The sequence below is a fragment of the Streptomyces sp. NPDC004629 genome (genome assembly GCF_042873595.1).
Lineage (GTDB): Bacteria > Actinomycetota > Actinomycetes > Streptomycetales > Streptomycetaceae > Streptomyces.
In genome coordinates this window covers 146,766-173,680 of sequence record NZ_JBIALO010000002.1, presented here as the reverse complement: position 1 = coordinate 173,680, position 26,915 = coordinate 146,766, and the positions used below count along the sequence as shown (strand labels likewise).

Genomic DNA, 26,915 nt, shown 5'->3' with positions numbered 1-26,915 from the left:
GGGCGGCCCGGGGGGGGGGGGCGGGGGGGGGGCGCCGGCCCGGGGGGGGGGGGGCGGGCGGGGGGGGGGGGGGGGGGGGCGCCGGGGGCGGCCCCCCCCCCCCCCGGCCGGGTCAGGTCAGCGGTGGACCCGGTTCGGGGTTCGGCACGGGCTCCGGGCCGGGCGGGATCGGGGACGGCGAGGGCTCCGGCGGCGGCCCCGGATGCGGAGGGGGCGGCGGAGTCGGGGCCGGGCCGGGGGCCGGCGGTTCCGGGGCCGGCGGCGGCTCGGGGGCCGGGACCGGGCTCGGATACGGGTCCGGCGGCCGGGGCCCTGGACCCGGTGCGGGTCCGGGCGGGACGGGTTCGGGATGCGGATTGGTCATGACGTCCTCCGGCGGGCCACTCGACAGCGCCACTGGACTACTCTCCCGCGTACCCGGCAGCACGTCCGCCACTCACCCGGGCACACCAGGACCGTCCCGCCGAAGCCGCACCGCCGCACCGTCCCCACCGACGCCGGACCGCCGCACCGTCCCTGCCGAAGCCCGACCGCCGCTGCGGTCCGGCGCCCGTGGTCACCGCCCCGGTCAGAACCGGCCGGGGTGCGCCGCCAGCCAGGACTTCGCGGCCCGCAGCAGGTCGCGGTCGGCGGGCGGCGCCTCCTCGGGGTGGCGTGCGGCCCACTTCACGACGTACGGGCAGAGCGGGGCCACCGCGACGCCCTCGCGCCCGGCGATGGCGTACAGCTCGCGGGCCAGGGAGCCGGCGATGCCCTTCCCCTCGTGCGCGGGCTCCACGATGGTGTGCACGGGGACCAGGGCACGCCCCGGTGACTCCAGGACGAAGTACTCGATGTGGCCGACGACTTCGGCGTCGGAGACGGCCTCCAGACGGCCCGCCGCCCGGTCGTCGCGGATCTCTGTGTCACTCATGGCTGCGTGCCCTCCTGCTTCGGTCAGCCGAGCGTAACCCATGTGATCAGCGGCGGGGCGGCGCCGGGGGCACCCCCGCACACGGGGACGGCGGGACCCGCGTTCAGCCGACCGCGAGTTCGGTGTCCCGCCCCTCGAAGCGGGTGCGGTGCAGTTCGGCGTACCGCCCGTCCGCGGCCAGGAGTTCGTCGTGGGTGCCCCGTTCCACGATGCGCCCGCCCTCGACCACCAGGATCAGATCGGCGGCCCGGACCGTGGACAGCCGGTGGGCGATCACCAGGGCGGTCCGGCCCGCCAGGGCCTCGGCCAGCGCCTGCTGGACGGCCGCCTCGGAGGTGTTGTCCAGATGGGCGGTGGCCTCGTCCAGGATGACCACGCGCTGCCGGGCCAGCAGCAGCCGCGCGATGGTCATGCGCTGGCGCTCACCGCCGGAGAGCCGGTAGCCGCGTTCACCGACCACCGTGTCGAGGCCGTCGGGCAGCGACCGTACGACGTCGTCGAGGCGGGCCCGGGTCAGCGCCTCCCACAGTTCGGCGTCGCCGGCCGTGGGGCGGGCCAGCAGCAGGTTGGCGCGCACCGTGTCGTGGAAGAGATGGCCGTCCTGGGTGACCATGCCGAGGGTGGCCCGCAGCGAGGCCGCGCCGAGGTCCCGCACGTCGACGCCGCCGATCCGCACCGCGCCCCCGTCGACGTCGTACAGGCGCGGCAGCAGCTGCGCGATCGTGGACTTCCCGGCGCCGGAGGAACCGACGAGGGCCACCGTCTGCCCGGGTTCGGCGCGGAAGGAGATGCCGTGCAGGACCTCGGCGCCGCCCCGCGTGTCCAGGGTGGCAACCTCCTCCAGGGAGGCGAGGGAGACCTTGTCGGCGGACGGATAGCCGAAGCGGACGTCCTCGAACTCCACCGCCACCGGCCCCTCGGGCACCTCGCGCGCGTCCGGCCGCTCCGCCGGCAGCGGCCTGAGGTCCAGCACCTCGAAGACCCGCTCGAAACTGACCAGTGCGCTCATCACCTCGACGCGGGCGCCGGCGAGCGCGGTCAGCGGCGCGTACAGCCGGGTCAGCAGCAGCGCCAGCGACACCACCGCGCCCGCGTCCAGGGTGCCGCGCAGCGCGAGGAAGCCGCCGAGCCCGTAGACCAGGGCGAGGGCCAGCGAGGACACCAGGGTGAGGGCGGTGATGAACGCCGACTGGGCGGTCGCCGTGCGGATGCCGATGTCCCGCACCCGCCCGGCCCGGGCCGCGAACTCCGCCGACTCCTCCTGCGGCCGGCCGAAGAGCTTGATCAGGATCGCGCCGGGGGCCGAGAACCGTTCCGTCATGCGGGTGCCCATCGCCGCGTTGAGCGCCGCCGCCTCGCGCTGCATCCGGGCCATCCGGCGGCCCATCCGGCGGGCCGGGATCACGAACACCGGCAGCAGCACCAGCGCGAGCAGGGTGATCTGCCAGGACAGGGTGAGCATGACGGCGAGGGTGAGCAGCAGCGTGACGACGTTGCCGACCGCTGAGGACAGGGTGTTGCTGAACGCCCGCTGTGCGCCGATGACGTCGTTGTTGAGACGACTGACGAGCGCTCCCGTACGAGTGCGTGTGAAGAACGCGACCGGCATCCGCTGCACATGATCGAACACAGCCGTGCGGAGGTCGAGGATGAGTCCCTCCCCGAGCGTCGCCGAGAGCCGTCTGCCGAGTATGCCGAGGGCCGCCTCGGCGACCGCGATCAGGGCGATCAGCAGGGCAAGACGGACGACGGTGCCCGTGTCCCCGTGCGACACGATCGCGTCCACGACGCGGCCGGCGAGCACCGGGGTGGCGACGGCGAGCAGCGCCGTGGCCACCCCGAGCAGGACGAACCGGGCGATGCGGCGGCTGTGCGGGCGGGCGAAGACGGCGATGCGGCGCAGAGTGGCGCGGCCCAGCGGGCGGCGCTCGTGCTCGGCCGTCATCACGCTGTGCAGCTGGGTCCAGGCGGTGGTCTCCATGCTCATGGCCGAGAACGTAGGACCTCGACCTATGTTGAGGTCAACAGCGCAGGAACAACGCTCCGCGCGCGGCCCCCGAGGCGGCCCCGCCCTCATCCGCTTCCCGTACGTAAGCCGCCGTCCCCGATCCGGCTACCCGCCGTTGACGTGGTGCGGAAAACCTCTCCGGATGTGACAGCGGCACACCTCCCCGATCCCCGCGGGGCACGACGTCTCCTGCGGCGCCTCCCCGTCCGCCAGGTGCTGTGCCTGGCCCCGCTCGTGCTCGTCACCGTGATCGCGGTGCAGCACCGCTCCGTGCTCGCCGAGGGCTTCGGCCATCTGCGCAGCGCGTCCTGGCCCTGGCTGCTGGCGGCGGGCGGCGCCACCTGCCTGACCTGGGTGGCGGCCGCGGTGACCCGGCAGGGTGCGGTGGTGCAGCCGCTGCCGAAACGACGGCTGCTGGCCACCCAGTTCGCGGCGTACGCGGCCAACCACCTGCTGCCGACGGGGCTCGGGTCGAGCGCGGTGAACCTGCGCTTCATGACCGTGTGCGGGGTGCCGCTCGCCCGTTCCTCGGCCGCGGTCGCGCTGTATCTGCTGGCCGAGTCGGTGGGCCGGGTGGGCCTGCTGGCGGCCCTGCTGATCGCCTTCCCGCACGCGCTGCGGGTGGGCGGCCTGCTGCCCGCAGGGGCGCTCGGCCCGCTGCTGCTGGCCACCGCCCTGCTGCTGGCCGTGGCGGCGGGCGTGCTGGCGCTCGTACGGCGGCTGCGCACGGCCGTGTGGTCCTTCCTGCGCAGCGCGCTGGGCGAGGCACGCTCGGTGCACACGCGTCCGTCGCGGGCGCTGGCCCTGTGGGGCGGATCGCTGGCCTTCCCGGCGTTGCAGGCCGCGGGCCTGGCCGCGGTGGGGCGGGCACTGGACCTGCCGGTGGCGCCGGCCCACATGGCGCTGGCCTATCTCGCGGCGACGGTTGCGGTGGCGCTGGTGCCCACGCCGGGCGGCCTCGGCTCCGTCGAGGCCGCGCTGATCGTGGCCCTGGTGGCGGCGGGCGGACCGGTCGCGGTCGCCACCGCGGTGGTCCTCGCCTACCGCATCATCACCGTGTGGGTGCCGCTGCTGCCAGGGGCGCTGACGCTGGGCGCGCTGGTGCGGCTGAAGGTGATCTGAGGCAGAGTTGGCCTCCGAGCCGACCGGGGGCGCGGCCCGGCCGGCCTGCCAGGGAGGAGAGGCGTCCGTGCCGGTGCGCCTGGAACGCGCGGAACACGTCACCACCGTCGTGCTGTCCCGGCCCGAGGTCCGCAACGCGGTTGACGGGCCGACCGCGGCCGAACTCGCCGCCGCCTTCAGGGCGTTCGAGGCCGACGAGGAGGCGCGGGTGGCGGTGCTGTGGGGTGCGGGCGGCACGTTCTGCGCGGGCGCGGACCTGAAGGCGCTGGGCACGGGGCGGGGCAACCGGGTGGCCGAGGACGGCGACGGCCCGATGGGGCCGACCCGGATGCGGCTGTCCAAGCCGGTGATCGCCGCGGTCGCCGGGCACGCGGTCGCCGGGCACGCGGTCGCCGGGCACGCGGTCGCCGGGGGTCTGGAACTCGCCCTGTGGTGCGATCTGCGGGTGGCGGAGGAGGACGCGGTCTTCGGCGTGTACTGCCGCCGCTGGGGCGTCCCGCTCGTCGACGGCGGCACGGTACGGCTCCCCCGGCTGATCGGCACCGGCCGGGCCCTGGACATGATCCTCACCGGGCGGCCGGTCCCGGCCCGGGAGGCATACCAGATGGGCCTGGCCGACCGGATCGTGCCCGCCGGGCGGGCGCGGGACGAGGCGGAGGCGCTGGCCGCGGCCCTCGCGCGCTTCCCGCAGGCGTGTCTGCGTGCCGACCGGGCGTCGGTACTGGAGCAGGAGGGGCTGCCGGAACCGACCGCGCTGCGCAACGAACTCCGGCACGGCTCGGCGGTGTTGGGCGAGGCCGTGGACGGGGCGGCCCGGTTCACCGACGGCGCGGGCCGGCACGGGTCCTTCACCGACCTGTGAACCACGGGCCAAGCCCGCCGGGGCCGCCTCCCGCGGGGCGGCCGTGGTGCGAACTCCCGTGCCGGATACGGCAGGATGAACGAGCGCGGCGGTCCTTCGCACCGTGGAACCGGCGCGCCCGCACATCCCGGACACGAACAGGTGACAACGTGACGAGACATCGCATCCGGCCGTCGGACGCCCGGCACGCCGCACGGCGCCGCACCGGAGGTGACCGGTGAACCGGGCACTCACCGCGCACGATCTGATCCTCGCCGGAATCGCCGTGGCGGCGGGCCTGGTGGCGGCGTTCCTGTCACGGACGCTGCTGCGCTGGCTGGGCAAGCACGCGAAGCGGACCCGCTGGAGCGGCGACGACGTCGTCGTGGACTCCCTGCGGAGCGTCGTGCCCTGGGCGGCGATCGCGGGCGGTGTGGCCGTCGCGGCGGCCGTGCTGCCGCTGACCCGGACCGTGCGGCACCACACCGACCAGGCCCTGCAGGTGCTGCTGATCCTCGTGGTGAGCGGCACCGCGGCCCGCGTGGTCGCCGGTCTGGTGCGCACGGTCACCCAGTCCCGGTCCGGGGTGGCCGGTTCGGCCACCATCTTCGTGAACATCACCCGGGTGCTGGTCCTCGCCATCGGGTTCCTGGTGATGCTGCAGACCCTGGGCATCTCGATCGCGCCGCTGCTGACCGCCCTCGGCGTCGGCGGTCTGGCCGTGGCCCTCGCGCTCCAGGACACCCTCGCCAACCTCTTCGCGGGCATCCACATCCTCGCCTCCAAGACTGTGCAGCCCGGCGACTACATCCGGCTGAGCAGCGGGGAGGAGGGCTATGTCGTGGACATCAACTGGCGGCAGACGACGGTCCGCCAGCTCTCCAACAACCTGGTGGTCATCCCCAACGGGCAGCTCGCGAAGACCAACATGACCAACTTCACGCGTCCTGAGCAGGAGCTGACGATCCTGGTGCAGGTGGGCGTCAGCTACGACAGTGACCTGGACCAGGTGGAGCGGGTGACCGGCGAGGTCGTCACGGAGGTGATGACGGAGATCACCGGGGCGGTCCCCGACCACGAGCCCGCGATCCGCTTCCACACCTTCGGGGACTCCCGGATCGGCTTCACGGTGATCCTCGGCGTGGGTGAGTTCAGCGACCAGTACCGGATCAAGCACGAGTTCATCAAGCGCCTGCACCGGCGCTACCGCGAGGAGAGCATCCGCATCCCGGCCCCGGCACGGACGGTGGCCCTCCAGCAGGGTGCGCTCCTGATCCCCCACCAACGAGCCACCGACAACGAACCGACGCCCCCACACCACCCCTGACCCCCGCCCGCGAACGGCACGGAACGGGCACACCCCGACCCACGCCACCCGCCCCGACACCGGAGCCAAACCAGACCGCGCGTCCACCGGTGGCCCGATCACCCCACGCCAAGGCCCTGCCCTGCGGGCGCTGCCCCGGCGGCCCCTCGCGGCACGCCCGCCGCGACGAGCGCGCGCTCCCGCTCGGCAGACAGCGCGGCACAACCGAACCCGGAGCCGGGCGCCGGGCCCCGACCGGGTGGCCGCACAGCAGTGAACGGTCTCGGCGTGGAGGCGGTGGCGGCGGTGGCGGCGCGACCCGACACCGCCCCCACGCCCCCGGCATCCCGAACCCAACACGCAAACGCGCCGCACGACCGCAGGCCCGGCGGCTCGTCCCGGCACACCCACCACGCGAAGCCACGCCCTGCGCGCAGCGGACGGCGCGACACAACCGAACCCGAGCCCGTGCACCGAGCCCCGGCAGGCCAACCCGACGCGGGACATGCGTCCGATTCCGTCCGTCCCGCCCAGCGATCCCGAGGGCGCCTACGCCCCCTCCTCACGGCCGGCCGTGCCCGGCCCGCCCTGCCCACGCCGGCCCCGGCCGCCGGGCCGCACAACCGGACCACCGCCGACGGCCGCCCGCCGGTGGTCCGGTTGTCCCACGCCAGTGCCGCAGGGCCCGTCCTGTGAGCGCTGCGCCTGGCAAGCCGTAAGCCCCGGCGGGTCTCGCCGGGCTTCTGGCGGGGGAAGGCACGCTTTCCGTGTGGTGCGACCGGGCCCGGAGCCGGGCGCTGCGCGCCCCCGGCCGGCCGCTCCCGGTGCCCGCGTCGGCCCCGGTCGGCGGGCCGCTGGGCGGAGGGCAGGGATCGTGGTGGGGGCGAGTTGTCGGGTGCTGTCGAGTTGGGGGGCGGCACGAGATATCTTGATGTCGAGCAATGTTGCAGACGTGGAGCGGAGCACCCGGTGACTGACTCGACCATCATCTACACCTACACAGACGAGGCCCCGGCCCTGGCGACGCATTCGTTCCTGCCGGTGGTCCAGGCGTACGCCTCGCGGGCCGGTGTCGCCGTGGAGACCCGGGACATCTCGCTGGCGGGCCGCATCATCGCCGTCTTCCCGGAGTATCTGAACGAGGACCAGCGCATCCCGGACGCCCTGTCGGAGCTGGGCGAGCTGGCCAGGTCGCCCGAGGCCAACATCGTCAAGCTGCCGAACATCTCGGCCTCCATCCCCCAGCTGAGGGCCGCGATCGCCGAGCTGCAGGGCAAGGGCTACGCCCTGCCGGACTACCCGGACGACCCGAAGAGCGACGAGGAGCGGGAGATCCGCGCCCGCTACGACAAGATCAAGGGCTCCGCGGTCAACCCGGTGCTGCGCGAGGGCAACTCCGACCGCCGCGCACCGGCCTCGGTGAAGAACTACGCCAAGACCCACCCGCACCGCATGGGCGCCTGGACCCCCGAGTCCAGCACGAACGTGGCCACCATGGGCGTCGACGACTTCTGTTCCACCGAGAAGTCCGCGGTGATCTCCGAGGCCGGTGCGCTGCGCATCGAGCTGAAGGGCGACGACGGCTCCACCACCGTGCTGCGCGAGTCCGTACCGGTGCTCGCGGGCGAGGTCGTCGACGCCTCCGTGATGCGCGTCGCCGCGCTGCGCGAGTTCCTGACCGCGCAGGTGGCCCGCGCCAAGGAGGAGGGCGTCCTGTTCTCCGTGCATCTGAAGGCCACCATGATGAAGGTCTCCGACCCGATCATCTTCGGCCATGCGGTGCGCGCCTTCTTCCCGAAGACCTTCGCGACGTACGGCGAGACGTTCGCCGCGGCCGGTCTGACCCCGAACGACGGCCTCGGCGGCATCTTCAAGGGCCTTCAGTCCCTGCCGAACGGCGATGAGATCAAGGCGTCCTTCGACGCCGAGCTGGCCGAGGGCCCCCGGCTGGCGATGGTCGACTCGGACAAGGGCATCACCAACCTGCACGTTCCCTCCGACGTGATCGTGGACGCCTCCATGCCGGCCATGATCCGCACCTCCGGCCACATGTGGGGCCCGGACGGCCAGGAGCACGACACCCTCGCGGTGCTGCCGGACTCCAGCTACTCCGGCGTCTACCAGGCCGTGATCGACGACTGCCGCGCGCACGGCGCCTACGACCCGTCGACCATGGGCTCGGTGCCGAACGTGGGCCTCATGGCGCAGAAGGCCGAGGAGTACGGCAGCCACGACAAGACCTTCGAGATCCCGGTCACGGGCACCGTCCGCCTGGTCGACCAGGCCGGCACCGTCGTCCTGGAGCAGACCGTCTCGGCCGGCGACATCTTCCGCTCCTGCCAGACCAAGGACGCCCCGATCCGCGACTGGGTCAAGCTGGCCGTGACCCGCGCCCGCGCCTCCGGCGACCCGGCCGTGTTCTGGCTGGACGAGAACCGCGCCCACGACGCCGTACTGATCGAGAAGATCAAGGCGTACCTGCCGGAGCACGACACCGAGGGCCTGGACATCAGGATCCTGCCTCCGGTCGAGGCCACCAAGCTGTCCGTGGAACGCATCCGCCGCGGCGAGAACACCATCTCCGTCACCGGCAACGTGCTCCGCGACTACCTGACCGACCTGTTCCCGATCCTGGAGCTGGGCACCAGCGCCAAGATGCTGTCCGTGGTCCCGCTGATGGCGGGCGGCGGCCTGTTCGAGACGGGGGCCGGCGGTTCCGCGCCCAAGCACGTCCAGCAGCTGGTCACGGAGAACTACCTGCGCTGGGACTCCCTCGGTGAGTTCTTCGCGCTGGTGCCGTCCTTCGAGCAGTACGCGAAGACCACCGGCAACGCCCGTGCCCAGGTCCTCGCGGACACCCTGGACCGGGCCACGGCGAGCTTCCTCAACGAGAACAAGTCGCCGACCCGCCGGGTGGGCGGCATCGACAACCGCGGCAGCCACTTCTACCTGTCCCTGTACTGGGCGCAGGAGCTGGCCCGGCAGACCGACGACGCGGAACTGGCCAAGGCGTTCGCCGCGTTCGCCGAGACGCTGAGAGCGCAGGAGCAGAAGATCGTGGACGAGCTGATCGCCGTCCAGGGCTCCCCGGCCGACATCGGCGGCTACTACCGGCCGGACCGCGCCAAGGCCGACAAGGTGATGCGCCCGTCGGCCACCTGGAACGAGGCGCTCGCCGCCCTGAGCTGACCTCCCGTCCCGCGGCCGCACGCGCACCCCGCGGCCCGTCCGCTCCGCCCCGGCCGGCGTACCGCCCGGCTGGGGCGGAGCCATGTCCAGCGGCGCCCGGGGCGCCGCGTACGGTGCGTACGGTGGGCCGTGATCGTCCGCCGTACCGCCGACAGCGCCCAGGGAGCCACCGCATGCATGCCGCCGTACCGTCCTTCGAACTGCTCCCCGGCGCCGCGGCCTCTCCGGTGATCCTGCATGTGCCGCACTCCGCACGGGAGATACCGGCGGCGGTGCGCGCGGGCATCGTGCTGGACGACGCCGCGCTGGAGCGGGAGCTGGACGACATCACGGACGCGCACACGGCTCAGCTGGCCGAGGTCGCGGCCGGGCTGGCCCGGCTCACCCCGTGGCGGTTCGTGAACCGGCTGTCCCGGCTGGTGGTCGATCCGGAGCGGTTCCCCGACGAGCGGGAGGAGATGCTGTCCGCGGGGATGGGGGCCGTCTACACGGGGACCACCCGACGGGGGACGCTGCGGCCCGCCGACACCGATCCGGAGCCCCTGATCGAGCGGTACTTCCGGCCGTACGCGCGGGCCATGACCGAGGCCGTGCGGGACCGGCTCGCCGCGACCGGCCGTGCCGTCGTCATCGACGTGCACTCCTATCCCACCGAACCGCTGCCCTACGAGCTGCACGGCGACGGGCCCCGGCCGCCGGTCTGTCTGGGCACCGATGCCTTCCACACCCCGGCCCAGCTGGTGGAACTGGCCCGCGAGGCGTTCGCCGGGTGCGGCGGGACGGGGCTCGACAGTCCGTTCGCCGGGGCGTACGTGCCGCTGGAGTTCTACGGGACGCAGCCCCGGGTCGGCGCGCTGATGGTGGAGATCCGCAGGGACGGCTATATGACGGAGCCGGGCGGCCCGGCCGGGACCGGGCTGCACCGGCTCGCGTCCGCGCTCGCCGCCCTGGCGGACGGTGCGGGCCGCTGACGCCCCTACGCCCGGAGCGCTCCGGCGCAGGGGCGTCGCCGCTGCCCGTCACCCGGTGGCGCGGGCCGCGTCAGGCGCGCAGCCACTCGGTGACGACGACCTCCCCGCCCGTGCGCAGCCGCAGCGCGAACGGGCCGGCGGGGCGCGCGTCGCTGGTGAAGCGGCCCAGTTCGTCGACGGGCACCGGCAGCGCCGACTGCGGCCCGCCGAGCACCTCGATCCGCGCCGGCTGCGGCGGCAGCACCTGCCCCAGCAGACCCTGCCCGGTGACCTCGACGTCGACGGTCAGTTCGCCGGCGTGGAAGGTGAGCATGCGGGGCGCGTCCGTCACTCCTCTGATGGGCAGGGCGTCCACCAGGGAGTCGAAGGTCAGCTCGGCGACGCGGGCGTCGAGGTCGTACAACGCATAGGCGTCGAGGGCCAGTTGGTGCAGCTCGGTGGGGACGGGGTCCCGGACGGCGGCCGCCTGACGCAGTTCCTCCTCCAGCAGCCCGTCGTCGAACCCGGCGGAATCGAACCCAGCCGGATCGAACCCGGCCGAACCAAATTCAGCCACGTCGAACTCGGCCCGGTCGAAGGCATCCGCGCCAAGTTCCCACTCCCCCTCACCATGCCGCCCGACGTCACTACGCCGCGCGTCCTCACCGTGCCGGTCGACGTCACCATGCCGGTCGACGCCACTACGCCGCTCGACCACACCGTGCCGCTCGACGCCACCGTGGCGCTCGATCTCACCATGCCGCGCGTCCTCACCATGCCGCGCGTCCTCACCATGCCGGTCGGCCTCATCGTGCCGGTCGACGTCACCATGCCGCTCGACGCCACTACGCCGCTCGACCACACCGTGCCGCTCGACGCCACCGTGCCGCTCGACCTGACCATGCCGGTCGGCCTCACCATGCCGCTCGGCCGCACTACGCCGCGCGTCCTCACCATGCCGGTCGGCCTCACCATGCCGGTCGGCCTCATCGTGCCGGTGGCTCTCGTCGTACCGGTCGTTCTCCTCCCGCATGCCGCTCATACCGCCCCCCGTGCGTCGAGCCGGGCCCGCAGCCGGCGCAGGCAGCGCTGGCGCAGCGGTCCGATGCTGCCGACCGCGATGCCCAGGGCGGCCGACACCTCCAGATAGCTGGGCGGCGGCGAGGCCATCAGGACGCGCAGTAACCGGCGGCAGCGGTCGCCCAGTTCCTCGAACTCCTGCCACAGGCGGCGCACCCGCTCGGCCTCGGCGGCCGCTTCCTCGGAGTCGATCAGCAACTGCTCCGGGGTGCGGTCCTCGCTCACCCGGTCCAGGACGAGCGGGTCGTCCGTAGGCATCAGCCGGGTGAGGCTCTTGATGACCTTGAGGCACTCGTGCCGGGCCGTACTGGCGAGCCAGGACCCGGCCTTGTCCGGCTCACGGATCCGGCCGAGGTGCTGGGCGAAGCGGAACCACACGGTCTGGTAGACCTCGTGGCCGTCGGCGTCGGACAGCCGGTGGGCCCGGACCACCGCCCACACCAGCGGACTCAGCCCTTCCACCAGCGCCTTCCAGGCCCCCGCGTCGCCGTCGACGGCGGCCCGGACCAGCGCGCCGACCTCTGCTCGCTCCACAGCCCCACCCCTCGTGTACGGCCTGTCATCGTACGCCGTGGAGGGGGCGGTTCCGGCCGTCATGCCTCGGCGTCCGGTCGGACAACCGGAGCCGGGCGCCAGGTGGGTGGCAGGAGCGCCGGCACGTACGCCCCGCGCACTTCCGCGTACGCGGTGGTGGCTTCGAGCAGCTGCCTGCGGGCCGCGCGCGGGTCGCTCTCCTTGTGCGCGCTCATGTGGGCGGCGACGAGCCCGGCGGCCAGCGGGGTCGCGAACGAGGTCCCGCTCCAGTGTGCGAACCCCGCGAACGTCACCCGGTCCGGCTCGCCCGGGTCGCTGTCACCCTCCTCGTTCTCCTCGCCCTCCTCGCTCAACACGCCCGTGTGGCGTGGGAACTGACAGGTGCAGGCGTAGCTGAAGCCATACCGGCAGGCGTCGTAGGTGGAGTGCTGGTACACATACGGCACGGGTGTCTCGAAGCCGGTGAGGGAGCTGACGAGGCGTTCACCGGGCGCGTAGGCCGCAACCCAGGGGCCGTGGTTGCTGAAGCAGGCGCCCCGCTCGCCGTCGCCGCGCAGCGCGCCGACCGACAGCACGGCGTCCTGGTAGCCGGGCAACGAGGCGTAGGCGGCGGGCCAGAACGGGGTGGCGCTGCCGTTGTTGCCGGCCGCGGCGACCAACAGGGTGTGCTGCTCGCGCAGTTCACGCATGAACGCGTCGACGCCGAGCAGCCCGTCGGCGCGGCCGTTCGAGGTGCCGGCGGACAGGCTGATGACGTCCGGCCAGCCGTTCCGGTCGACGGCCTCGAACAGCCTGGCCCCGAACTCCGACTCCAGGATGGCCCCGGCGTCGTTGAGGGTGCCCCGCACGGTGATGTCGGTGTTGGGCGCGACCGCGGCGACCAGCCCGGCGATGAACGTGCCATGACCGACGTACTGCCGCAGGACGCCCTCCTCGTCGGTCTCCGCGACCTGCCCGTCGCCCTCGGTGTGCGCGAGCGGCGGGTAGCAGCGGTGGTCGTGCATGAGGCCGGTGTCGACGACCAGGACGCCGACGGCCGTGTCCTGGTCGTAGGGCGTGCCGTCCGCGGCCGGGTTGGGCGGCTCGCCGGCCGGGGCGGGCACCGGCTCGTCGCCGGGACAGGCGTTGACCGCGATCGAGACCACGTGGTTACGGCTGACCAGCCGGTGTCCGCGGCGTCCCTCCGCCTCGCGCAGGGCGCGCAGCGCGCGTGCCACGGCCGGGTCACCGTCGCGCACCCCGCGGCCCGGGTCGCCGACCCGGATACGGGTGATACCGGTCCGGTCGGTCTGCGGGCCCGCACGGCGCACGTCGTCGGCGGCCAGGTCGGGCGCCGCGGCGAAGTGACTGCGCACGGCCTCCTCGACGACGCGCGCCTCCTCGCCGTCGCGGGCGAGGACGACGCCCTTCTCGTAGAAGAACTCGGCGGAGTCGTCCGGGCCCATCGCCAGCGGGACGTCGGGCATCGAGCGCTGGATCTGGTCGAACTGCTCGCGGAATCGCTGTGGTGCCATGGCGTGTCCTCCCACTCGGGCGGCGGTCGTCAGTCAGAGCCCCGGGGCCGCCGGTTGATACAGCCGATACCGTCATCCCCTGCGTCAAACCCGTGTGACGTGCAGCCTTGGGCCACTACCATCCGAGGGGTGACAGCGGGAAGCGACTCGGTTCTCGAACTGCTGCCGATGGTGTTCGCCGACCCCATGGAGGCCCTGGCGCGCGCGGAGCGGGTGCTGGAGACCGGTCCGCCGCCGCTGCACGCCTCCGTCGCCCACCAGGTGATCGGCATCTGGCAGCGGGACTTCGGCGACCTGCGGATCGCGCTGCGCCATCTGCGGCGGGCCCGTGACCTCGCGGCGCGCGCCGAGTCCGCCGAACGCGAGGCGGATGTCCTCGCCACCCTCGGGGTCGCACTCGTGCACGCGGGGCGCACACGGCAGGGGCTGACGGCGTTCGAGCGCGGGGTGGCCCGGGGCACCGGGCACACCCGGGCCCGGGTGCTGTATCGCCGCGCCTACGTCTGGTGGGTCCTTGGCCGCCACCGGGAGGCCCTGGAGGACGTGCGCCGGGCGATCTCCGTGCTCCGCCAGGCCGATGACGTCATCTGGACGGCGCGGGCGCTGACGCTGCGGGCCACGGTGCATCTGGCGCTCGGCGCGGTGGACCGGGCGGACGCCGACTTCACGGCGGCGGAGCGGCTGTGGGAGACCACCGGCCAGGAGCACGACAAGGCCGACGCCGTGGAGAGCCGGGGGCTGGCCGCGTTCCGGTCGGGCGACATCCCGGCCGCGCTGCGCCTGCTGGACGAGGCCGAGGAGCGGTACGCCAAGCTGGGCACGCCGACCTTCATGCTGAACATCCGCCGCTGCGAGGTGCTGATGGCCGCCGGGCTGGCCCCTGAGGCACTGGCCGAGGCGGACGCGGCGATCGCCACGCTCGACGGGATCGGCGGGCAGTCCACCCGCAAGGCGGAACTGCTGCTGGCCGCCGCACGGGCCGCCCGTTCGGCGGGCGACGCGCACACGGCGATCGCCCGAGCCGCCGTCGCCGTACGGCTGTTCGCGGCGCAGCGGCGTGCCTGGTGGGAGACGCACGCCCGGCTGGTGCTGATCGAGGCGCGGGTGGCGACCGGGCGCGGCTCGGGGCGGCTGGTCGCGGACACCGCCGCGGTCGCCGAGCGGCTGGCGTCCTTCGGCTCGCCGGCCGCGCCGGAGGCCTCCCTGCTGGCGGGCCGGATCGCGCTCGGCCTGGGCTGGACGGCGGACGCGGAACGGCATCTGGCGCTCGCGGCGCGCAGCAGACACGCGGGCCCGCCGCTGGCCCGGATGACGGGCTGGGCGGCGCAGGCGCTGCGGGCGCGGGCGGCCGGTTCCGGGCGGGGTGTGCTGGAGGCCTGCCGGCGCGGGCTCGATGTGCTCGACGACCATCGGATGACGCTGGGCGCCTCGGAGTTGCGGGCCCGGGCCACGGCGCAGGGCGCGGAGCTGGCGGCGCTGGCCCAGCAGGCCAGCCTGGCCCGGGGCGGTCCGCGGCGGCTGCTGGAGTGGAGCGAGCGGTGGCGGGCCACGGTGCTGTCCGCGCCGCCGACCCGGCCGCCCGCCGACCCGGCGCTGCTGAGCGGGCTGACCGCGTTCCGGGAGATCGCGGCCCGCGCGGAGGCCGCCCGGGTGGAGGGCCGTCCGGTGCCCGCCCTGGAACGCGAACAACGGCGCCTGGAACGGGAGATCCGCTCCCGGACCCATCACATGCGCGGCGACGCCTCCGGCGACGGCCGCCGCTTCGACACCGCCCGGCTGCTGGCGCGGCTCGGTGACACGACGCTGGTCGAACTCGCCGTGCTGGCCGGGCGGGTGCAGGTGCTGCTGTGCGGGCAGGGCCGGGTACGGCGGTTCGAGGGCGGGGCGCTGGCGCAGGCGCTGACCGAGGCGGAACACGTCCAGGCGGGGCTGCGGCGGCTCGCCCATCCCGGGGCGGAGGGGCGGCTGCCGGTGGTGGAGGCGGCCGGCCGCCGGCTGGAGGAGCTGCTGCTGGGCGGTGCCGTGCGCCGGCTGGGCGGCGGCCCGGTCGTGATCGTGCCGCCCGGGGCGCTGCACCGGGTGCCCTGGGCGCTGCTGCCGGCGCTGCGCGAGCGGGTGCTCAGCGTCTCGCCGTCGGCGGGCAGTTGGCTGCGGGCCCGGGAGACCGAGGCGCCGCCGGGCGGCCGGCATGTCTTCGTGCGCGGGCCGGGCCTGGCCACCGGCGGCGCCGAAGTGCCCGAGGCGGCGGGCCGGTACGGCACGGCGACGGTCCTGGAGCAGGCGGACGCGCGGGTGCCGCGCGTGCTGCGGGAGCTGGACGGGGCGGCGCTGGCGCACCTCGCCGCGCACGGCACGTTCCGCGCGGACAGCCCGATGTTCTCCTCGCTGCGGATGGCCGACGGCCCGCTGATCGTGCACGACTTCGAACGCCTCGACCGCAGCCCGTACCGGATCGTCCTGTCCAGCTGCGACACCGCCCGGCTCGCCTCGGTCGGCGCCGATGAACTGCTCGGCCTGGTCACCGCGCTGCTCCCGCTGGGCACGGCCGGGGTGGTGGCGAGCAGCGCGCCCGTCAACGACGCCGCGGTGGTGCCGCTGATGCTCGCCCTGCACAAGGGCCTCGACGCGGGACTCTCCCTGGCCGAGGCCCTGCGCGACGCACGGGCGGCCCTGCCGGGCGACGCGGTCCACCAGGCGACGGGATGGGCGTTCGCAGCGTTCGGCGCGGCATGAGACCCGCCCGACGACCGGTCGGACCGATGCAGCCTCGGCCCGTGCGGCGTCAGCCAGCACAGCGTCAGCGCAGCGCGGCGTCAGCGCAGCGCGGCGTCAGCGCAGCGCGGCGTCAGCGCAGCGCGGCGTCAGCGCAGCGCGGCGTCAGCGCAGCGCGGCGTCAGCCCGGTGCGGCGTGCGGTGTCAGGCCGATGCGGTGTCAGGTTGTTCCATCAGCCGGGGCAGCGCGGCACGGTCGCCGGCGCCCAGCCGGGTGTAGGCGCTGTACAGGTGGTTGCCGACGGTACGGACGGACAGCGTGAGCCGTTCGGCGATCTGCCGGTTGCTCAGCCCGGCGGCGGCGAGGGTGACGATCTGCCGCTGCCGGGCGGTGAGTTCGCCGAGCACCAGCCCGGCAAGCGCCGGGGTACGGGCGCCCTGGCAGCGGCGGGCGAGGGCGACCGCGCGGGTGCGGGCGGTGCGGGCGGCACCGGGGTCGCGGTGCACCCGTACGGCCTGGGCGTACGCCTCGGCCGCGAACAGCAGGAAGCCGCGCTCCGCGAGCGCCGCGGCGGCCCGGTCGAGAGCGGGACCGTCGCCGCGGGCGAGCGCGTCGGCGTGCCGGGCCAGCACTCCGTCGCCGGGCAGCCGTCCGGCGGCCGGCTCGGGCGCGCCGAGGCGTACGGCGTCGTAGCGGGCGTACGCGGTGGCGTGCCGGCCGCCCGGGTCACCGGAGGCGTCGTGACCGTCGGCGCCGTCGGCGTCATCGGCACGGCCGGCGAGTGCCCGTAGGGCGCCGTCCACATCGCCGCGCGCCGCCGCGGCCCAGACCGCCGTGCCGTCCGCCGTCGACGGCCCGGCGGCGCGGGCCGCTGCGCCGCCGTGGCCCCGCCCGCCCGGTGCTCCGTCGGCCGGGTCCCCGCCAATCCGGCCCACCTCGCCCGACTGGGCCGCGGCAAGGGCGAGTTCGGTACGGCACGAGGCGTCGCCCGGCGTCTCCTGCAGCCCCTCCCGCGCCCATGCCGCCGCCTCCCGCAACTCGCCGCGCAGCCGCGCGAACCGGGCCCGCAGCGCCGCGTATCCCGCCGGTACCGCCGCCCCCTCCGCGACCAGCCACTCCCCCACCGGGGCCGGCAGCGCCCGTACGTCCTGCTCGTCGATCCGCCGGGCCAGGGCGTGCTGTTCGGCGGCCAGGGCCGGGCCGTGCTGCCGCGGGTCGCGGGCCAGTCGCCGGGCCCGCAGCCGTCCCGCGCAGGCGCGCAGCGCCGGGCCGTGCAGCGGGTGGGCGAGGCGGACGGTGCCGTGGTCGTCGACGTGGACCAGGCCGTCGGCCTCGACGCGTTCGAGGGCGTCGAGGTCGAGGTCGTCCAGGTGGAGCGGCAGGGGTTCGGCGAAGGCGAGGCGTTCCAGCACGTCGCGTTCGCCGGGACCGCAGCGGTCCAGAAGGTCGGCGACGCGCTCACGCACGGTGGGCGTCATCGGCACCGGGCCGCGCCAGGCCCATGTGTCCGTGCCGGGCACCGGGGTGAGCAGCCCCTGGGTGCGCAGCGCGCCCGACAGGTCCCGCAGCAGCCGCAGATCGCCCTGGCAGATCCGGTGCAGCCGGCGCACCGTGAGCGGTTCCAGGGCGGCGGCGCCGCGGGCGAGCAGGTGGGCCGTCTCCTCGTGCGGCAGCGGTTCCAGGGCCAGCCGCGGCAGGAGTTCACCCGTCCACAGCCGGGACACCGCGCCCGGGACGGGGGTGCGGTCGTCGGCGATCACGATCAGCCGGGTGCGGCCGTGCACGGCGAGCTGGTGGACCAGGGCCGCCGAGGCCTCGTCGAGCAGATGGGCGTCGTCGACCACGAGGAGGCGTGCGCCGGACAGCGACTGCACCGCGCGGTGCAGTGAGACCGTCCCGGGCAGCAGCGGCGCGAACGCGGCGAAGGGCAGCGAGCGGGCCTCGGGGGTCGCGGTCACCCGGGCGCAGTCGGTGCCGCGCACGGCCTCCGTGACCAGCCGGGTCTTGCCGCGGCCGGCCGGGCCGGTCACCACGATGCCCTGCCGTCCCGCGGCCAGGGACCGGCGGATCAGCTCCAGTTCGTCCTCCCGGCCGGTGAACGGCCAGGGCAGTTCGAGGGTCTTGGCGTCCTGTACGTAAGTCGTCACGTCATGGAGAGTCCCGCTACTCACGTCTGATACAGGGGGACTTGAGTAGCCCCCGACTCAGGCGCGCCGGGCCGGGCCGACGGCAGTCTTGGCGCATGACCCAGCGCTACTGCTCACTTCCGCAGCAGCCCGCCCCGTCCTTCGCGCCGGGGCTGGCCGCCGAGCGGTTGAGCGCGCTCGTCGCGGGGCGGCGGATGTGGGTCAACGGCACGGTCCTGCACTACTTTTTCTTCGACGCCGACACCGACGGCTCGGTCATCCCCGTGCCGGGGACCGGGGAGACCCGGTGGGTGCCGTGGGCCGGCGCCAAGGAACAGTGCGATGTCGTGCGGGAGTGCTTCCGTCAGTGGCAGGACCTCGGCATCGGGGTGACCTTCGCCGAGGTCGCCGACCGGCGCGAGGCGGAGCTGCGGATCGGGTTCCAGTACGGTGACGGCTCCTGGTCGCAGGTGGGCCGGGACGCCCTCGCGGTCGGCCTCAACGAGCGCACCATGAACCTCGGTTGGGACCTCACCCGGGCCGGGGAGCGGGTCACGGCCCTGCACGAGATCGGGCATGCGCTCGGCATGCAGCACGAGCACCAGAACCCGCTGGCCGGCATCCACTGGGACGACGAGGCGGTCTACGCCGACCTGGCGGGTCCGCCGAACCACTGGAGCCGGGACAGGACGTTCTTCAACATCCTGCGCAAGCTGGACCCGGCCGAGGTCAACGGGTCCGTCTGGGATCCGCAGTCCGTGATGGGTTTCCCGTTCGAGGCGGGGCTGGTCCTGGAACCGGAGCAGTACCACGGGGGGCTGCATCCGCCGGGCACGCTGTCCCCGGCCGACAAGGAGTTCGTGCTGCGCTGGTATCCGCCGGCCGGCCCCGGCCCGGCCGCGGGCGGACTCGACGGGCCGGCCGCGCTGGTGCCGTTCCGTTCGGCGCCGCTCAGCCTGGGGCCGGGCGAGCAGGCCGACTTCACCGTCGATCCGCCCGAGACCCGCGACTACTCGGTGGGCACCTTCGGCGACGGGGACGGCGTGGTCGTCGCCTTCGAGGAACGCGACGGCGTACCGCGCTATCTCGCCGGGCGGGACGACGGGGGCACACCGCACAACACCGTACTCAGGGTCAGGCTCGTCAAGGGCCGCCGCTATTTCGTCCGTGTCCGTCTGTACTCCACGTGGGGAACGGGCGAGACGGCCGTCATGTGCTGGTGACAGCACAGGACCGCGCCACGCGGACGCTCGGACCACAGTCCGGCACCGGGGGAGCGGTCGAGGACGTCACCTTCGGGGGACGATGTCACTCAGACACTGTTCGGGGGAGCAGGGTCTCAGCGGGACATCGTTGGTGACGTCCTCGACCACGCCACTCACTGCGTGCCGTTCACCGGCGCTGCCACTCCCGGGCCAGCAGTTCGTAGGAACGGACCCGGGCCGTGTGGTCGTGGGTGATGGTGGTGATGAGCAACTCGTCGGCCCCGGTGGCCTCCTGGAGCTGTTCCAGTTGGTCGGCGACGCGGGACGGGGAGCCGACGAACCGGGTGTCGACGCGGTCGCGCACCAGGTCCCGGTCCTCGTCGGACCAGGCGTGGGCGCGGGCCTCCTCGGGGGTGGGGAACGCGATGGCGCCCTCGGCGGTACGGATGCCGCGCACCCACAGGCCGTACCCGGTGGCGATGTCGTGCGCGGTGGCCTCGTCCTCGGCGACCACGACGTCCGCGGAGACGCTCACGTACGGTTCGGCGAGGTCGTCCGAGGGCTCGAAGTACGCGCGGTAGCCGTCCACGGCCTCCAGGACGGTGGCCGGGCTGACGTGGTAGTTCGCGGTGAACCGCAGCCCGCGCCGGCCCGCGACCTCGGCGCTCGTGCCGCCGCTGCTGCCCAGGATCCACACCTCGACGTCCGCGCCCTCGCCGGGCACCGGGTGCGCCTCTGTGCCCTCCGCGGAACGGTAGGTGCCGGCGAGCAGGGCGAGGATGTCGTCGACCTGCTCGGCGTAGTCCTGGGACTCGGCGCCCGGCAACTGCAGGAGCCGCCGCTGGAGGGCGATCCTGGGCGAGCCGAGCAGCCGCTCGAAGGAGAACCGGGGCGGGATGAGCAGTCCGCCCGGGGCGCGGCCGTCGACGACCGGGGTCGCCGTCGGGGGCAGGGCCGCCCGCTCGCCCGGTGGCCGGCCGCCCGAGCGGCCGAGGCCCAGATCGACGCGGCCCGGGTGCAACGCGTCGATCAGGCCGAACTCCTCCACCGTGCTCAGCGCCGTGCGGTGGCCGAGCTGCACGGCACCCGAGCCGAGCCGGATGGTGGAGGTGGCGGCGGCCGTCAGGGCGAGGACGACCGCCGGTGACGTGCCCGCCACCCCGGGGTTGAGGTGGTGCTCGGCGAACCAGTACCGGTGGTAGCCGAGGCGTTCGGCACGCTGGGCCAGGTCGATGGAGTTGCGCAGCGCCTCGCCTGCCGTGGCCCCCGAGGAGACGGGCACCAGGTCGAGGACGCCGAGGGGTGTGCTGGAGGACATGCGGGCTCTCCCTCAGTGCGCGTCGGGCACGGGTGCGGGGTCCGGTGGCGCGAGCACCGGGCCTTCTCGATGACCTGCTGGGGGCTGCCGATCGGCGCCGAGCTGCGTTCGACGAAGTCCTCCAGGGGCTCGAAGACCACGGGCAGGCCCGTCGCCCGCTGGAAGGCGAGGTTGCCCTCGAAGACCGGCCGGCGGGCGGCGAGCGCATCCTGTGTGGCGAGGAACTTCACGAGGCCGCCCGTTCCCGCTCGCCCCGCGCGTCGTCGGGGTGGGCGAGGCCGAGGTGGTCGCGCAGGGTGGTGCCCGCGTAGTCGGCGCGGAAGACGCCGCGTTCCTGGAGCAGCGGGACGACGGTGTCGGCGAACGCGTCGAGGCCGCCCGGTGTGATGTGCGGGACGAGGATGAAACCGTCGCCGGCGTCCGCCTGGACGAACTCGTCGATGGTGCGGGCGACGGTGGCCGGGGAGCCGACGAAGGTCTGCCGGTTGCCGGTGTTGATGACCAGGTCGCGGATGGACCACCGGTGCGCGGCGGCCAGTTCCCGCCACTCGCGGGCGGTGGCCAGCGGATCCCGGTACATGCGCACCTGGGCGCGGCCCCGCGCGATGTGCTCCTCGTCCACGTTCGGGTCGATCTCGGGCAGCGGGCCCTCCGGGTCGTACCCGGACAGGTCCCGGTTCCACACGAACTCCAGGTGCTTGATCGCGGTGGCGCCGCTGACCTGCTGCCGGCGCACCTCGCGGGCCGCTTCCTCGGCCTCGGCGTCGGTGTCGCCGAGCACGAAGGTCGCCGCGGGCAGGATGAGCAGCTGGTCGCGGCGCCGGCCGTGGGCGGCAAGGCGCCGCTTGACGTCGGCGTAGAACGCCTGGCCCTCCTTGAGGGTGGAGTGCCGGCTGAAGATCGCGTCGGCGCTCGCCGCGGCGAACTCGCGGCCCTCCTCGGAGTCGCCGGCCTGGAAGATCACCGGTCGGCCCTGCGGCGAGCGCGGCACGTTGAACCGGCCGTGGATGTCGAAGTGCCGGCCCCGGTGGACGAAGGCGCCGGCCCGAGCGCCGCGCAGGAAGGTGCCGGTGGCCCGGTCGGCGAGGATCTCGTCGCCGTGCCAGGAGTCGAACAGCTCGTTCGCGGTGGCCAGGAACTCCTTGGCCCGGGAGTACCGCTCCTGCTGGGGCAGGAAGCCGCCGCGGCGGAAGTTCTCGCCGGTGAAGGCGTCCCATGAGGTGACCACGTTCCACGCGGACCGGCCGCCGGAGAGGTGGTCGAGGCTGGCGAACTGGCGGGCCACCTCGTAGGGCTCGTTGAAGGTGGAGTTGATGGTGCCGGTCAGGCCGAGCCGGTCGGTGACCGCGGCCAGCGCGGCGAGGACGGTGAAGGTGTCGGGCCGGCCGACGACGTCCAAGTCGTAGATCTGTCCGCCCTGTTCGCGCAGCCTGAGGCCCTCGGCGAGGAACAGGAAGTCGAACTTGGCGCGTTCGGCGGTGCGTGCGAAGTGCGCGAAGGAGGCGAACTCGATGTGGCTGCCGGCGGCCGGATCGCTCCACACGGTGGTGTTGTTGACGCCGGGGAAGTGGGCGGCGAGGTGGATCTGCTTCAGCGGCTTGCTCATGTCGGTGCGGTCCCTCCGGCTCAGGCAGCTGTGTAGCGGTTGGCGGGGCGGGCGAGCCCGAGCAGCCCGCGCAGGGTGTCGGCTTCGTAGGCGCGTCGGAACAGGCCCCGGCGCTGGAGTTCGGGCACCAGGCCCCGGGTGATCCGCGGCAGGTCGTGGCCGAGTACGGCGGGCCGCAGCCGGAAGCCGGTGAGTCCGCCCTGCCTCAACTCGACCAGGAGGTCTGCGAGTTGGGTGGGTGTGCCGGTGAAGATCCGGGCGTCCGAGGGGTGGGGCTCGCCGGCCGACTCGTCCAGGCGGGCGCGGCACGCCGACGCCTCGGCGGGGTCGTCGTCGAGGAAGACCAGCAGGTCGCCGAAGATGTGCAGGGGCTCTTCGGCGCGGCCGGCCGCCGCCTGTTCGGCCCGGATCTCGGCGACGATCGCGCGGGCCTCATCCGGGTCGTGCGGGGTGACGTATCCGACGTCGGCCTGGCGGGCCACGAGCCGGTAGGGGACGGTCTGGTGGGCCAGCGCGGTGACGAGCGGCTGCCCCTGCGGCGGGCGGGGCGTGATGCTCGGGCCCTTGACGCTGAAGTGCCGGCCCTCGAAGTCGATGTAGTGCAGCTTGTCCCGGTCGATGAAGCGGCCGGTGGCCGCGTCCCGGACCTCGGCGTCGTCCTCCCAGCTGTCCCAGAGCCGGCGGACGACCTCGACGTGGTCGGCGGCCTCGTCGAACAGGTCGGTGACCAGGTCCTGGGCGGCCGGGCTGTCGTAGGCGTCGATCCTCGGGAGGGTGCGGCGGCCGAAGTGGGCGGCCTCGTTGGGGCGTGCGGTGATCTGGACACGCAGGCCGGCGCGGCCGGCGCTGACGTAGTCGAGGGTGGCGATCGCCTTGGAGATATGGAACGGCTCCGTGTGCGTGGCCACCACCGTCGGCACCAGACCTATGTGGCGGGTGAGCGGTGCGACACGGGAGGCGACGAGGACCGCGTCGAGCCGGCCGCGCACCTGGTCGGTGCGCTCGTCCGGGTCGAGGAAGCGCGAGGACTGCGGGCCCAAGCCGTCCTCGACGGTGACGAAGTCGATCAGGCCGCGTTCCGCCTCGGCGACCAGGTCGGCCCAGTAGCCGGCGGTGAACAGGTCGCGGGGGCGGGCGGCCGGCTCGCGCCAGGAGGCGGGGTGCCAGCCGGTGCCGTCGAGCGCCACGGCGAGATGCAGGGGGGCAGGGGAGGATGAGGACACGATTGGGCGCCTTCCTGGAGGTCCGTACGGGATCGCCGGCCCGCCCCGGCCGTCGGGGCGGTGGCGGATGGGGCAACGGGTCAGGAACAACAGAGCGCGCCGGCGACGCGCAGCAGATCGATGTGCGGCCGGGAGTGGAGCCGGACGGCGCGACGGACCCGGATCATGTCCGTCACCTCCGCCCGTCGTCTCGGCGGCCGTGCGGCCGCGCCGTGCACATCTCGACTTCAGTCACAACACGCCGCCCGTCCGGTGTGTTCCAAGCCGCTTCCGCGGCGGTCAGGAGTTGTCGAGGGGCAGTCCGGGCGGGTTGACCTCGGCCTTGGTGACGGACTCGTCGGACAGGTTGTAGGCGGCGAGCCACTTGGCGTACTGCCCGTTCTCGATCAGGTGGTTGATCGCGTCGGCGACCGGCCGGGCTAGGCCGCTGCCCTTCTTCGTGGTCGCCGCGATCAGGCCCTGGAGCGTGGCGCCCGCGCCGGAGGAGGTGCCGCCGCTGCGGGTCGGGTTCGGCGACGTGGCCGTCTGCCTGATGTGGTAGGCGATCCCGGGATTGGCGGAGAAGTAGGCGTCGATCTTGCCGCCGGTCAGTGCGAGGGAGGTGGCGTTCTTGCTCGCGTAGTGCTTGACGGTGAGCTGCTTGCCCTCCTGCTTCAGCTTCGCCTGCCACTCCAGGAGGATCTTCTCCTGGTTGGTTCCGTTGTCGACGGCGACGGTCCGGCCGGCCAGGTTCCGGTAGTCGCCGTCGAAGTTCCAGGTGCTCTTCTTCAGCACCTCGAAGCCGAGGTTGTCCTTGCGGTAGGAGGCGAAGTCGTACTTCTTCTTGCGTTCCTCGGTGTCGGTGATGTTGGAGAAGCCGATGTCGGCCCGGCCGCTGTCGATGCCGACGAACATGTTCTCCCAGGTGGCGTTGGAGACCTCCGGTTTCAGACCGAGCACGGCGGCGACCAGGCGGGCGAGGTCGGGTTCGGCGCCGGTGAGGGTCTTCTGGTCCGAGCCGACGTACGCGAGCGGCGGGAAGCCGTCGGGCAGGGCGCCGATGACGATCTTCAGGGTGCCGCTGTCGCGGACGGATGCGGGCAGTTCGGCGCTGATCGACTTCACCTCCGCGACCTTGAGTTCGGTCTGTGTGGCGGCGCCGTTGGACACCCGGCCCACCGTGACCGTGCCCGCGGTGTCGGTGGTGGTGGCGGCATCGCTGTCGCCCCCGCAGGCGGTGAGGCCGGTGGCGAGGGTGGCTGCGGCGGCGACCGCGGTGATGCCGCGGATCAGACGGCGTCTGGAGAGCTGGCTGGGCATGGTTGTCCTTCGTCGCTGGGGGTGAGCTGGGTGTGAGTGGCTGCGAGGGAGCGGGAGGGTGCGAACGGGCCGGTGGTCACAGGACCTTGCTGAGGAAGTCCCTGGTCCGCTCGTGCCGGGGATGGTCGAGCACATCGGCGGGCGGGCCCTGTTCGACGATCCGTCCGCCGTCGATGAAGACGATCCGGTCGGCGACCTCGCGGGCGAATCCGATCTCGTGGGTGACGATGACGAGCGTGGTGCCGCTGGTCGCGAGGTCCTTGATGACGGAGAGCACCTCGCCGACGAGTTCCGGGTCGAGCGCCGAGGTCGGTTCGTCGAACAGGATGATGCCGGGGCGCAGCGCGAGGGCGCGGGCGATCGCGACGCGCTGCTGCTGGCCGCCGGACAGCTGCCGCGGATAGGCGCCCGTCCGGTCGCCGAGTCCGACCCGGGCGAGCAGGTCGCGGGCGAGTTCCTGGGCCGCGGGCCGGGTGAGCCGCCCGGTGGCCACCGGGGCGGCGGCGACGTTGTCGAGCGCCGTCAGGTGCGGGAACAGATTGAAGTTCTGGAAGACGAAGCCGATCCGGCTGCGCTGGGCGAGGATGGCCCGCTCGCTCAGTTCCTTCAGCCGTTTGCCGCTGCGTCTGACCCCGATCGGTTCACCGCCGACGCTGACGTGTCCGATCTCGGGCCGCTCCAGGTGGTTGATCACCCGCAGCAGCGTGGACTTGCCGGACCCGGACGGGCCGATGACGACGGTGACCTCGCCGGGGCGCACGGTCAGGTCGATGCCGTCGAGGACGCGGTGGGCGCCGTACCACTTGTGCACGTTGTGCACCTCCAGGGCGACGGGGGCCTGTTCGGCGGGCGTGACGGCGGTCATACGGCGGCCTCCCGGCGCAGTCGGGTGCGCAGCGCGGCGAGGCCGGAGCGGGCGCGCTGCCAGGGCGTCGGCGGCAGGGTGCGGGTGGCGCCCCGGGCGAAGTACCGCTCGACGTAGAACTGGGCGACGGACACGACGCTGGTGAGAATCAGGTACCAGACGGTCGCGACCAGCAGCAGCGGCACGATGTCACCGGGGTAGGTGCTGCCCATGGTCTGCACCGAGCCGAACAGGTCGAGCAGCGACACGTAGAACACCAGGGACGTGCTCTTGATCAGGCCGATGAGCTGGTTGACGTAGTTCGGGGTGATGGACCTGAGGGCCTGCGGGAACACGATCCGGATGAACTGGTAGCGCTTCGGCAGGCCGAGCGCGGCGGCGGCCTCGTGCTGACCCTGGTCTACGGAGAGGATGCCGCCGCGGACCACCTCCGAGGCGTACGCCGCCTCGTTGAGGCCGAGCCCGACCACGGCGACCACCATGTCGGTGGCCACTCTCGACTCGTCGAAGGTGACGAAGGCGGGACCGAAGGGGACGCCGAGGCTCACCGTCCGGTACAGGGCCGAGAAGTTGTAGAGGAAGATCAGTACGACGATGAGCGGCACGGACCGGAACAGCCAGGTGTACGTCCAGCTGACGGCGCGCAGTACGGGGCTTCCGGAGAGCCGGCCGAGGGCCAGCAGGATGCCGCCGAGCAGGCCCAGCACGGCGCTGAGCGCGGTCACTTCGAGGGTGATGAGCAGGCCGTCGAGGATGGTGGGGCGCAGGAACCAGTAGCGGAAACGGTCCCACTGGTAGAAGGGATTCGTGGCCAGTCCGTGCGCGATCTGTGCCACGACCACCAGCACGACGGCCGTGACGATCCATCGGCCAGGACGGCGCAGCGGCACAACTCGCTGGGCAGTCAGGGATTTTGACGGTGTGTCTGCTGGCGGCGGCGCGGTGAGGGACACGGCGCCGCCCGGGGGTTCGGTCATGGCGGGCTCCGGCGGGGTCGGGGCACCCCGGGGCCGCGGCGCGACCCGTGTGGCTGCGACGGCGCTACGCCGACGGCGTTGAGCCGGCGGCGCCATGGCGCGGCGCACGGGAGGGGCACGGGGACC

At 73.8% G+C, this 26,915-nt stretch carries 21 protein-coding genes; 8 read left to right on the top strand and 13 right to left on the bottom strand.

The window, feature by feature from the left end:
* Window positions 1–568 precede the first annotated feature (568 nt).
* Entirely contained in the window at window positions 569–913 is a 345-nt protein-coding gene (locus ACFYTE_RS03720; protein WP_388704410.1) for a GNAT family N-acetyltransferase, read from the bottom strand.
* Between the two features lie 103 nt (window positions 914–1,016).
* Window positions 1,017–2,894 carry an ABC transporter ATP-binding protein gene (locus ACFYTE_RS03715; RefSeq protein ID WP_388705156.1) on the bottom strand — a complete coding sequence of 626 codons (1,878 nt, stop codon included), beginning with the start codon at window positions 2,892–2,894 and terminating at the stop codon, window positions 1,017–1,019.
* Window positions 2,895–3,065: 171 nt separating this feature from the next.
* Here ACFYTE_RS03715 and ACFYTE_RS03710 point away from each other — a divergent pair, with 171 nt between their 5' ends.
* The 5 genes from ACFYTE_RS03710 to ACFYTE_RS03690 all read left to right on the top strand — a co-directional run bounded on the left by ACFYTE_RS03710 (window position 3,066) and on the right by ACFYTE_RS03690 (window position 10,350).
* Window positions 3,066–4,043 (top strand): YbhN family protein, encoded by a 978-nt coding sequence (locus tag ACFYTE_RS03710; RefSeq protein ID WP_388704408.1) that lies wholly within the window; start codon window positions 3,066–3,068, stop codon window positions 4,041–4,043.
* 67 nt (window positions 4,044–4,110) lie between these two features.
* Window positions 4,111–4,905, top strand: a complete 795-nt coding sequence (locus tag ACFYTE_RS03705) for an enoyl-CoA hydratase (protein ID WP_388704405.1) — start codon at window positions 4,111–4,113, stop codon at window positions 4,903–4,905.
* A gap of 217 nt (window positions 4,906–5,122) precedes the next feature.
* Window positions 5,123–6,211: a mechanosensitive ion channel family protein gene (locus ACFYTE_RS03700; RefSeq protein ID WP_388704402.1), complete on the top strand. Its 1,089-nt coding sequence runs from the start codon at window positions 5,123–5,125 to the stop codon at window positions 6,209–6,211.
* A gap of 948 nt (window positions 6,212–7,159) precedes the next feature.
* Window positions 7,160–9,379 carry an NADP-dependent isocitrate dehydrogenase gene (locus tag ACFYTE_RS03695; RefSeq protein WP_388704399.1) on the top strand — a complete coding sequence of 740 codons (2,220 nt, stop codon included), beginning with the start codon at window positions 7,160–7,162 and terminating at the stop codon, window positions 9,377–9,379.
* Window positions 9,380–9,552: 173 nt separating this feature from the next.
* Window positions 9,553–10,350, top strand: a complete 798-nt coding sequence (locus tag ACFYTE_RS03690) for an N-formylglutamate amidohydrolase (RefSeq protein ID WP_388704398.1) — start codon at window positions 9,553–9,555, stop codon at window positions 10,348–10,350.
* Between the two features lie 70 nt (window positions 10,351–10,420).
* Here the strand turns inward: ACFYTE_RS03690 and ACFYTE_RS03685 are convergent, their stop codons facing one another.
* Window positions 10,421–10,906 carry a hypothetical protein gene (locus ACFYTE_RS03685; RefSeq protein ID WP_388704395.1) on the bottom strand — a complete coding sequence of 162 codons (486 nt, stop codon included), beginning with the start codon at window positions 10,904–10,906 and terminating at the stop codon, window positions 10,421–10,423.
* A gap of 54 nt (window positions 10,907–10,960) precedes the next feature.
* On the opposite strand from ACFYTE_RS03685, the gene ACFYTE_RS03680 reads away from it, so the two are divergent.
* Window positions 10,961–11,479 (top strand): hypothetical protein, encoded by a 519-nt coding sequence (locus ACFYTE_RS03680; RefSeq protein ID WP_388704392.1) that lies wholly within the window; start codon window positions 10,961–10,963, stop codon window positions 11,477–11,479.
* Here ACFYTE_RS03680 and ACFYTE_RS03675 read toward each other — a convergent pair.
* Together ACFYTE_RS03675 and ACFYTE_RS03670 are read right to left on the bottom strand one after the other, a co-directional pair.
* On the bottom strand, window positions 11,368–12,006 hold the full coding sequence (locus ACFYTE_RS03675) for an RNA polymerase sigma factor (protein ID WP_388704389.1): 639 nt from the start codon (window positions 12,004–12,006) through the stop codon (window positions 11,368–11,370). The two genes, ACFYTE_RS03680 and ACFYTE_RS03675, sit on opposite strands and share 112 nt — an antisense overlap.
* Window positions 12,003–13,457, bottom strand: a complete 1,455-nt coding sequence (locus tag ACFYTE_RS03670) for a S8/S53 family peptidase (protein WP_388704386.1) — start codon at window positions 13,455–13,457, stop codon at window positions 12,003–12,005. The genes ACFYTE_RS03675 and ACFYTE_RS03670 overlap by 4 nt, the downstream gene beginning before the upstream one ends.
* A 129-nt stretch (window positions 13,458–13,586) precedes the next feature.
* Between ACFYTE_RS03670 and ACFYTE_RS03665 the strand changes: the two genes are divergently transcribed.
* Complete coding sequence (locus ACFYTE_RS03665) at window positions 13,587–16,190, top strand: CHAT domain-containing protein (RefSeq protein WP_388704383.1); 2,604 nt, start codon at window positions 13,587–13,589, stop codon at window positions 16,188–16,190.
* A gap of 183 nt (window positions 16,191–16,373) precedes the next feature.
* Here the strand turns inward: ACFYTE_RS03665 and ACFYTE_RS03660 are convergent, their stop codons facing one another.
* The gene (locus ACFYTE_RS03660) at window positions 16,374–18,317 is read right to left on the bottom strand and encodes a LuxR C-terminal-related transcriptional regulator (RefSeq protein ID WP_388704380.1); all 1,944 of its coding nucleotides are present in this window, start codon (window positions 18,315–18,317) and stop codon (window positions 16,374–16,376) included.
* A gap of 95 nt (window positions 18,318–18,412) precedes the next feature.
* Here ACFYTE_RS03660 and ACFYTE_RS03655 point away from each other — a divergent pair, with 95 nt between their 5' ends.
* Window positions 18,413–19,519: a M12 family metallopeptidase gene (locus ACFYTE_RS03655; protein ID WP_388704378.1), complete on the top strand. Its 1,107-nt coding sequence runs from the start codon at window positions 18,413–18,415 to the stop codon at window positions 19,517–19,519.
* Window positions 19,520–19,688: 169 nt separating this feature from the next.
* On the opposite strand, the gene ACFYTE_RS03650 is transcribed toward ACFYTE_RS03655, so the two are convergent.
* From ACFYTE_RS03650 to ACFYTE_RS03620, 7 genes are all read right to left on the bottom strand, one after another.
* Window positions 19,689–20,819 carry an LLM class flavin-dependent oxidoreductase gene (locus ACFYTE_RS03650; RefSeq protein WP_388704375.1) on the bottom strand — a complete coding sequence of 377 codons (1,131 nt, stop codon included), beginning with the start codon at window positions 20,817–20,819 and terminating at the stop codon, window positions 19,689–19,691.
* A 226-nt stretch (window positions 20,820–21,045) separates the two neighbouring features.
* Window positions 21,046–22,425, bottom strand: coding sequence for an NtaA/DmoA family FMN-dependent monooxygenase (locus ACFYTE_RS03645; protein WP_388704374.1), 1,380 nt, complete (start codon window positions 22,423–22,425; stop codon window positions 21,046–21,048).
* Window positions 22,426–22,445: 20 nt separating this feature from the next.
* A complete protein-coding gene (locus ACFYTE_RS03640) occupies window positions 22,446–23,648 on the bottom strand; it encodes an LLM class flavin-dependent oxidoreductase (protein ID WP_388704371.1) in 1,203 nt (400 codons plus the stop codon).
* An 80-nt stretch (window positions 23,649–23,728) separates the two neighbouring features.
* On the bottom strand, window positions 23,729–23,815 hold the full coding sequence (locus ACFYTE_RS03635) for a putative leader peptide (protein WP_310887600.1): 87 nt from the start codon (window positions 23,813–23,815) through the stop codon (window positions 23,729–23,731).
* A gap of 112 nt (window positions 23,816–23,927) precedes the next feature.
* The gene (locus ACFYTE_RS03630; RefSeq protein ID WP_388704368.1) at window positions 23,928–24,947 is read right to left on the bottom strand and encodes an ABC transporter substrate-binding protein; all 1,020 of its coding nucleotides are present in this window, start codon (window positions 24,945–24,947) and stop codon (window positions 23,928–23,930) included.
* 76 nt (window positions 24,948–25,023) lie between these two features.
* Window positions 25,024–25,812, bottom strand: a complete 789-nt coding sequence (locus tag ACFYTE_RS03625) for an amino acid ABC transporter ATP-binding protein (protein WP_388704366.1) — start codon at window positions 25,810–25,812, stop codon at window positions 25,024–25,026.
* Window positions 25,809–26,789, bottom strand: a complete 981-nt coding sequence (locus ACFYTE_RS03620) for an amino acid ABC transporter permease (RefSeq protein ID WP_388704364.1) — start codon at window positions 26,787–26,789, stop codon at window positions 25,809–25,811. The genes ACFYTE_RS03625 and ACFYTE_RS03620 overlap by 4 nt, the downstream gene beginning before the upstream one ends.
* Window positions 26,790–26,915: the final 126 nt, after the last annotated feature.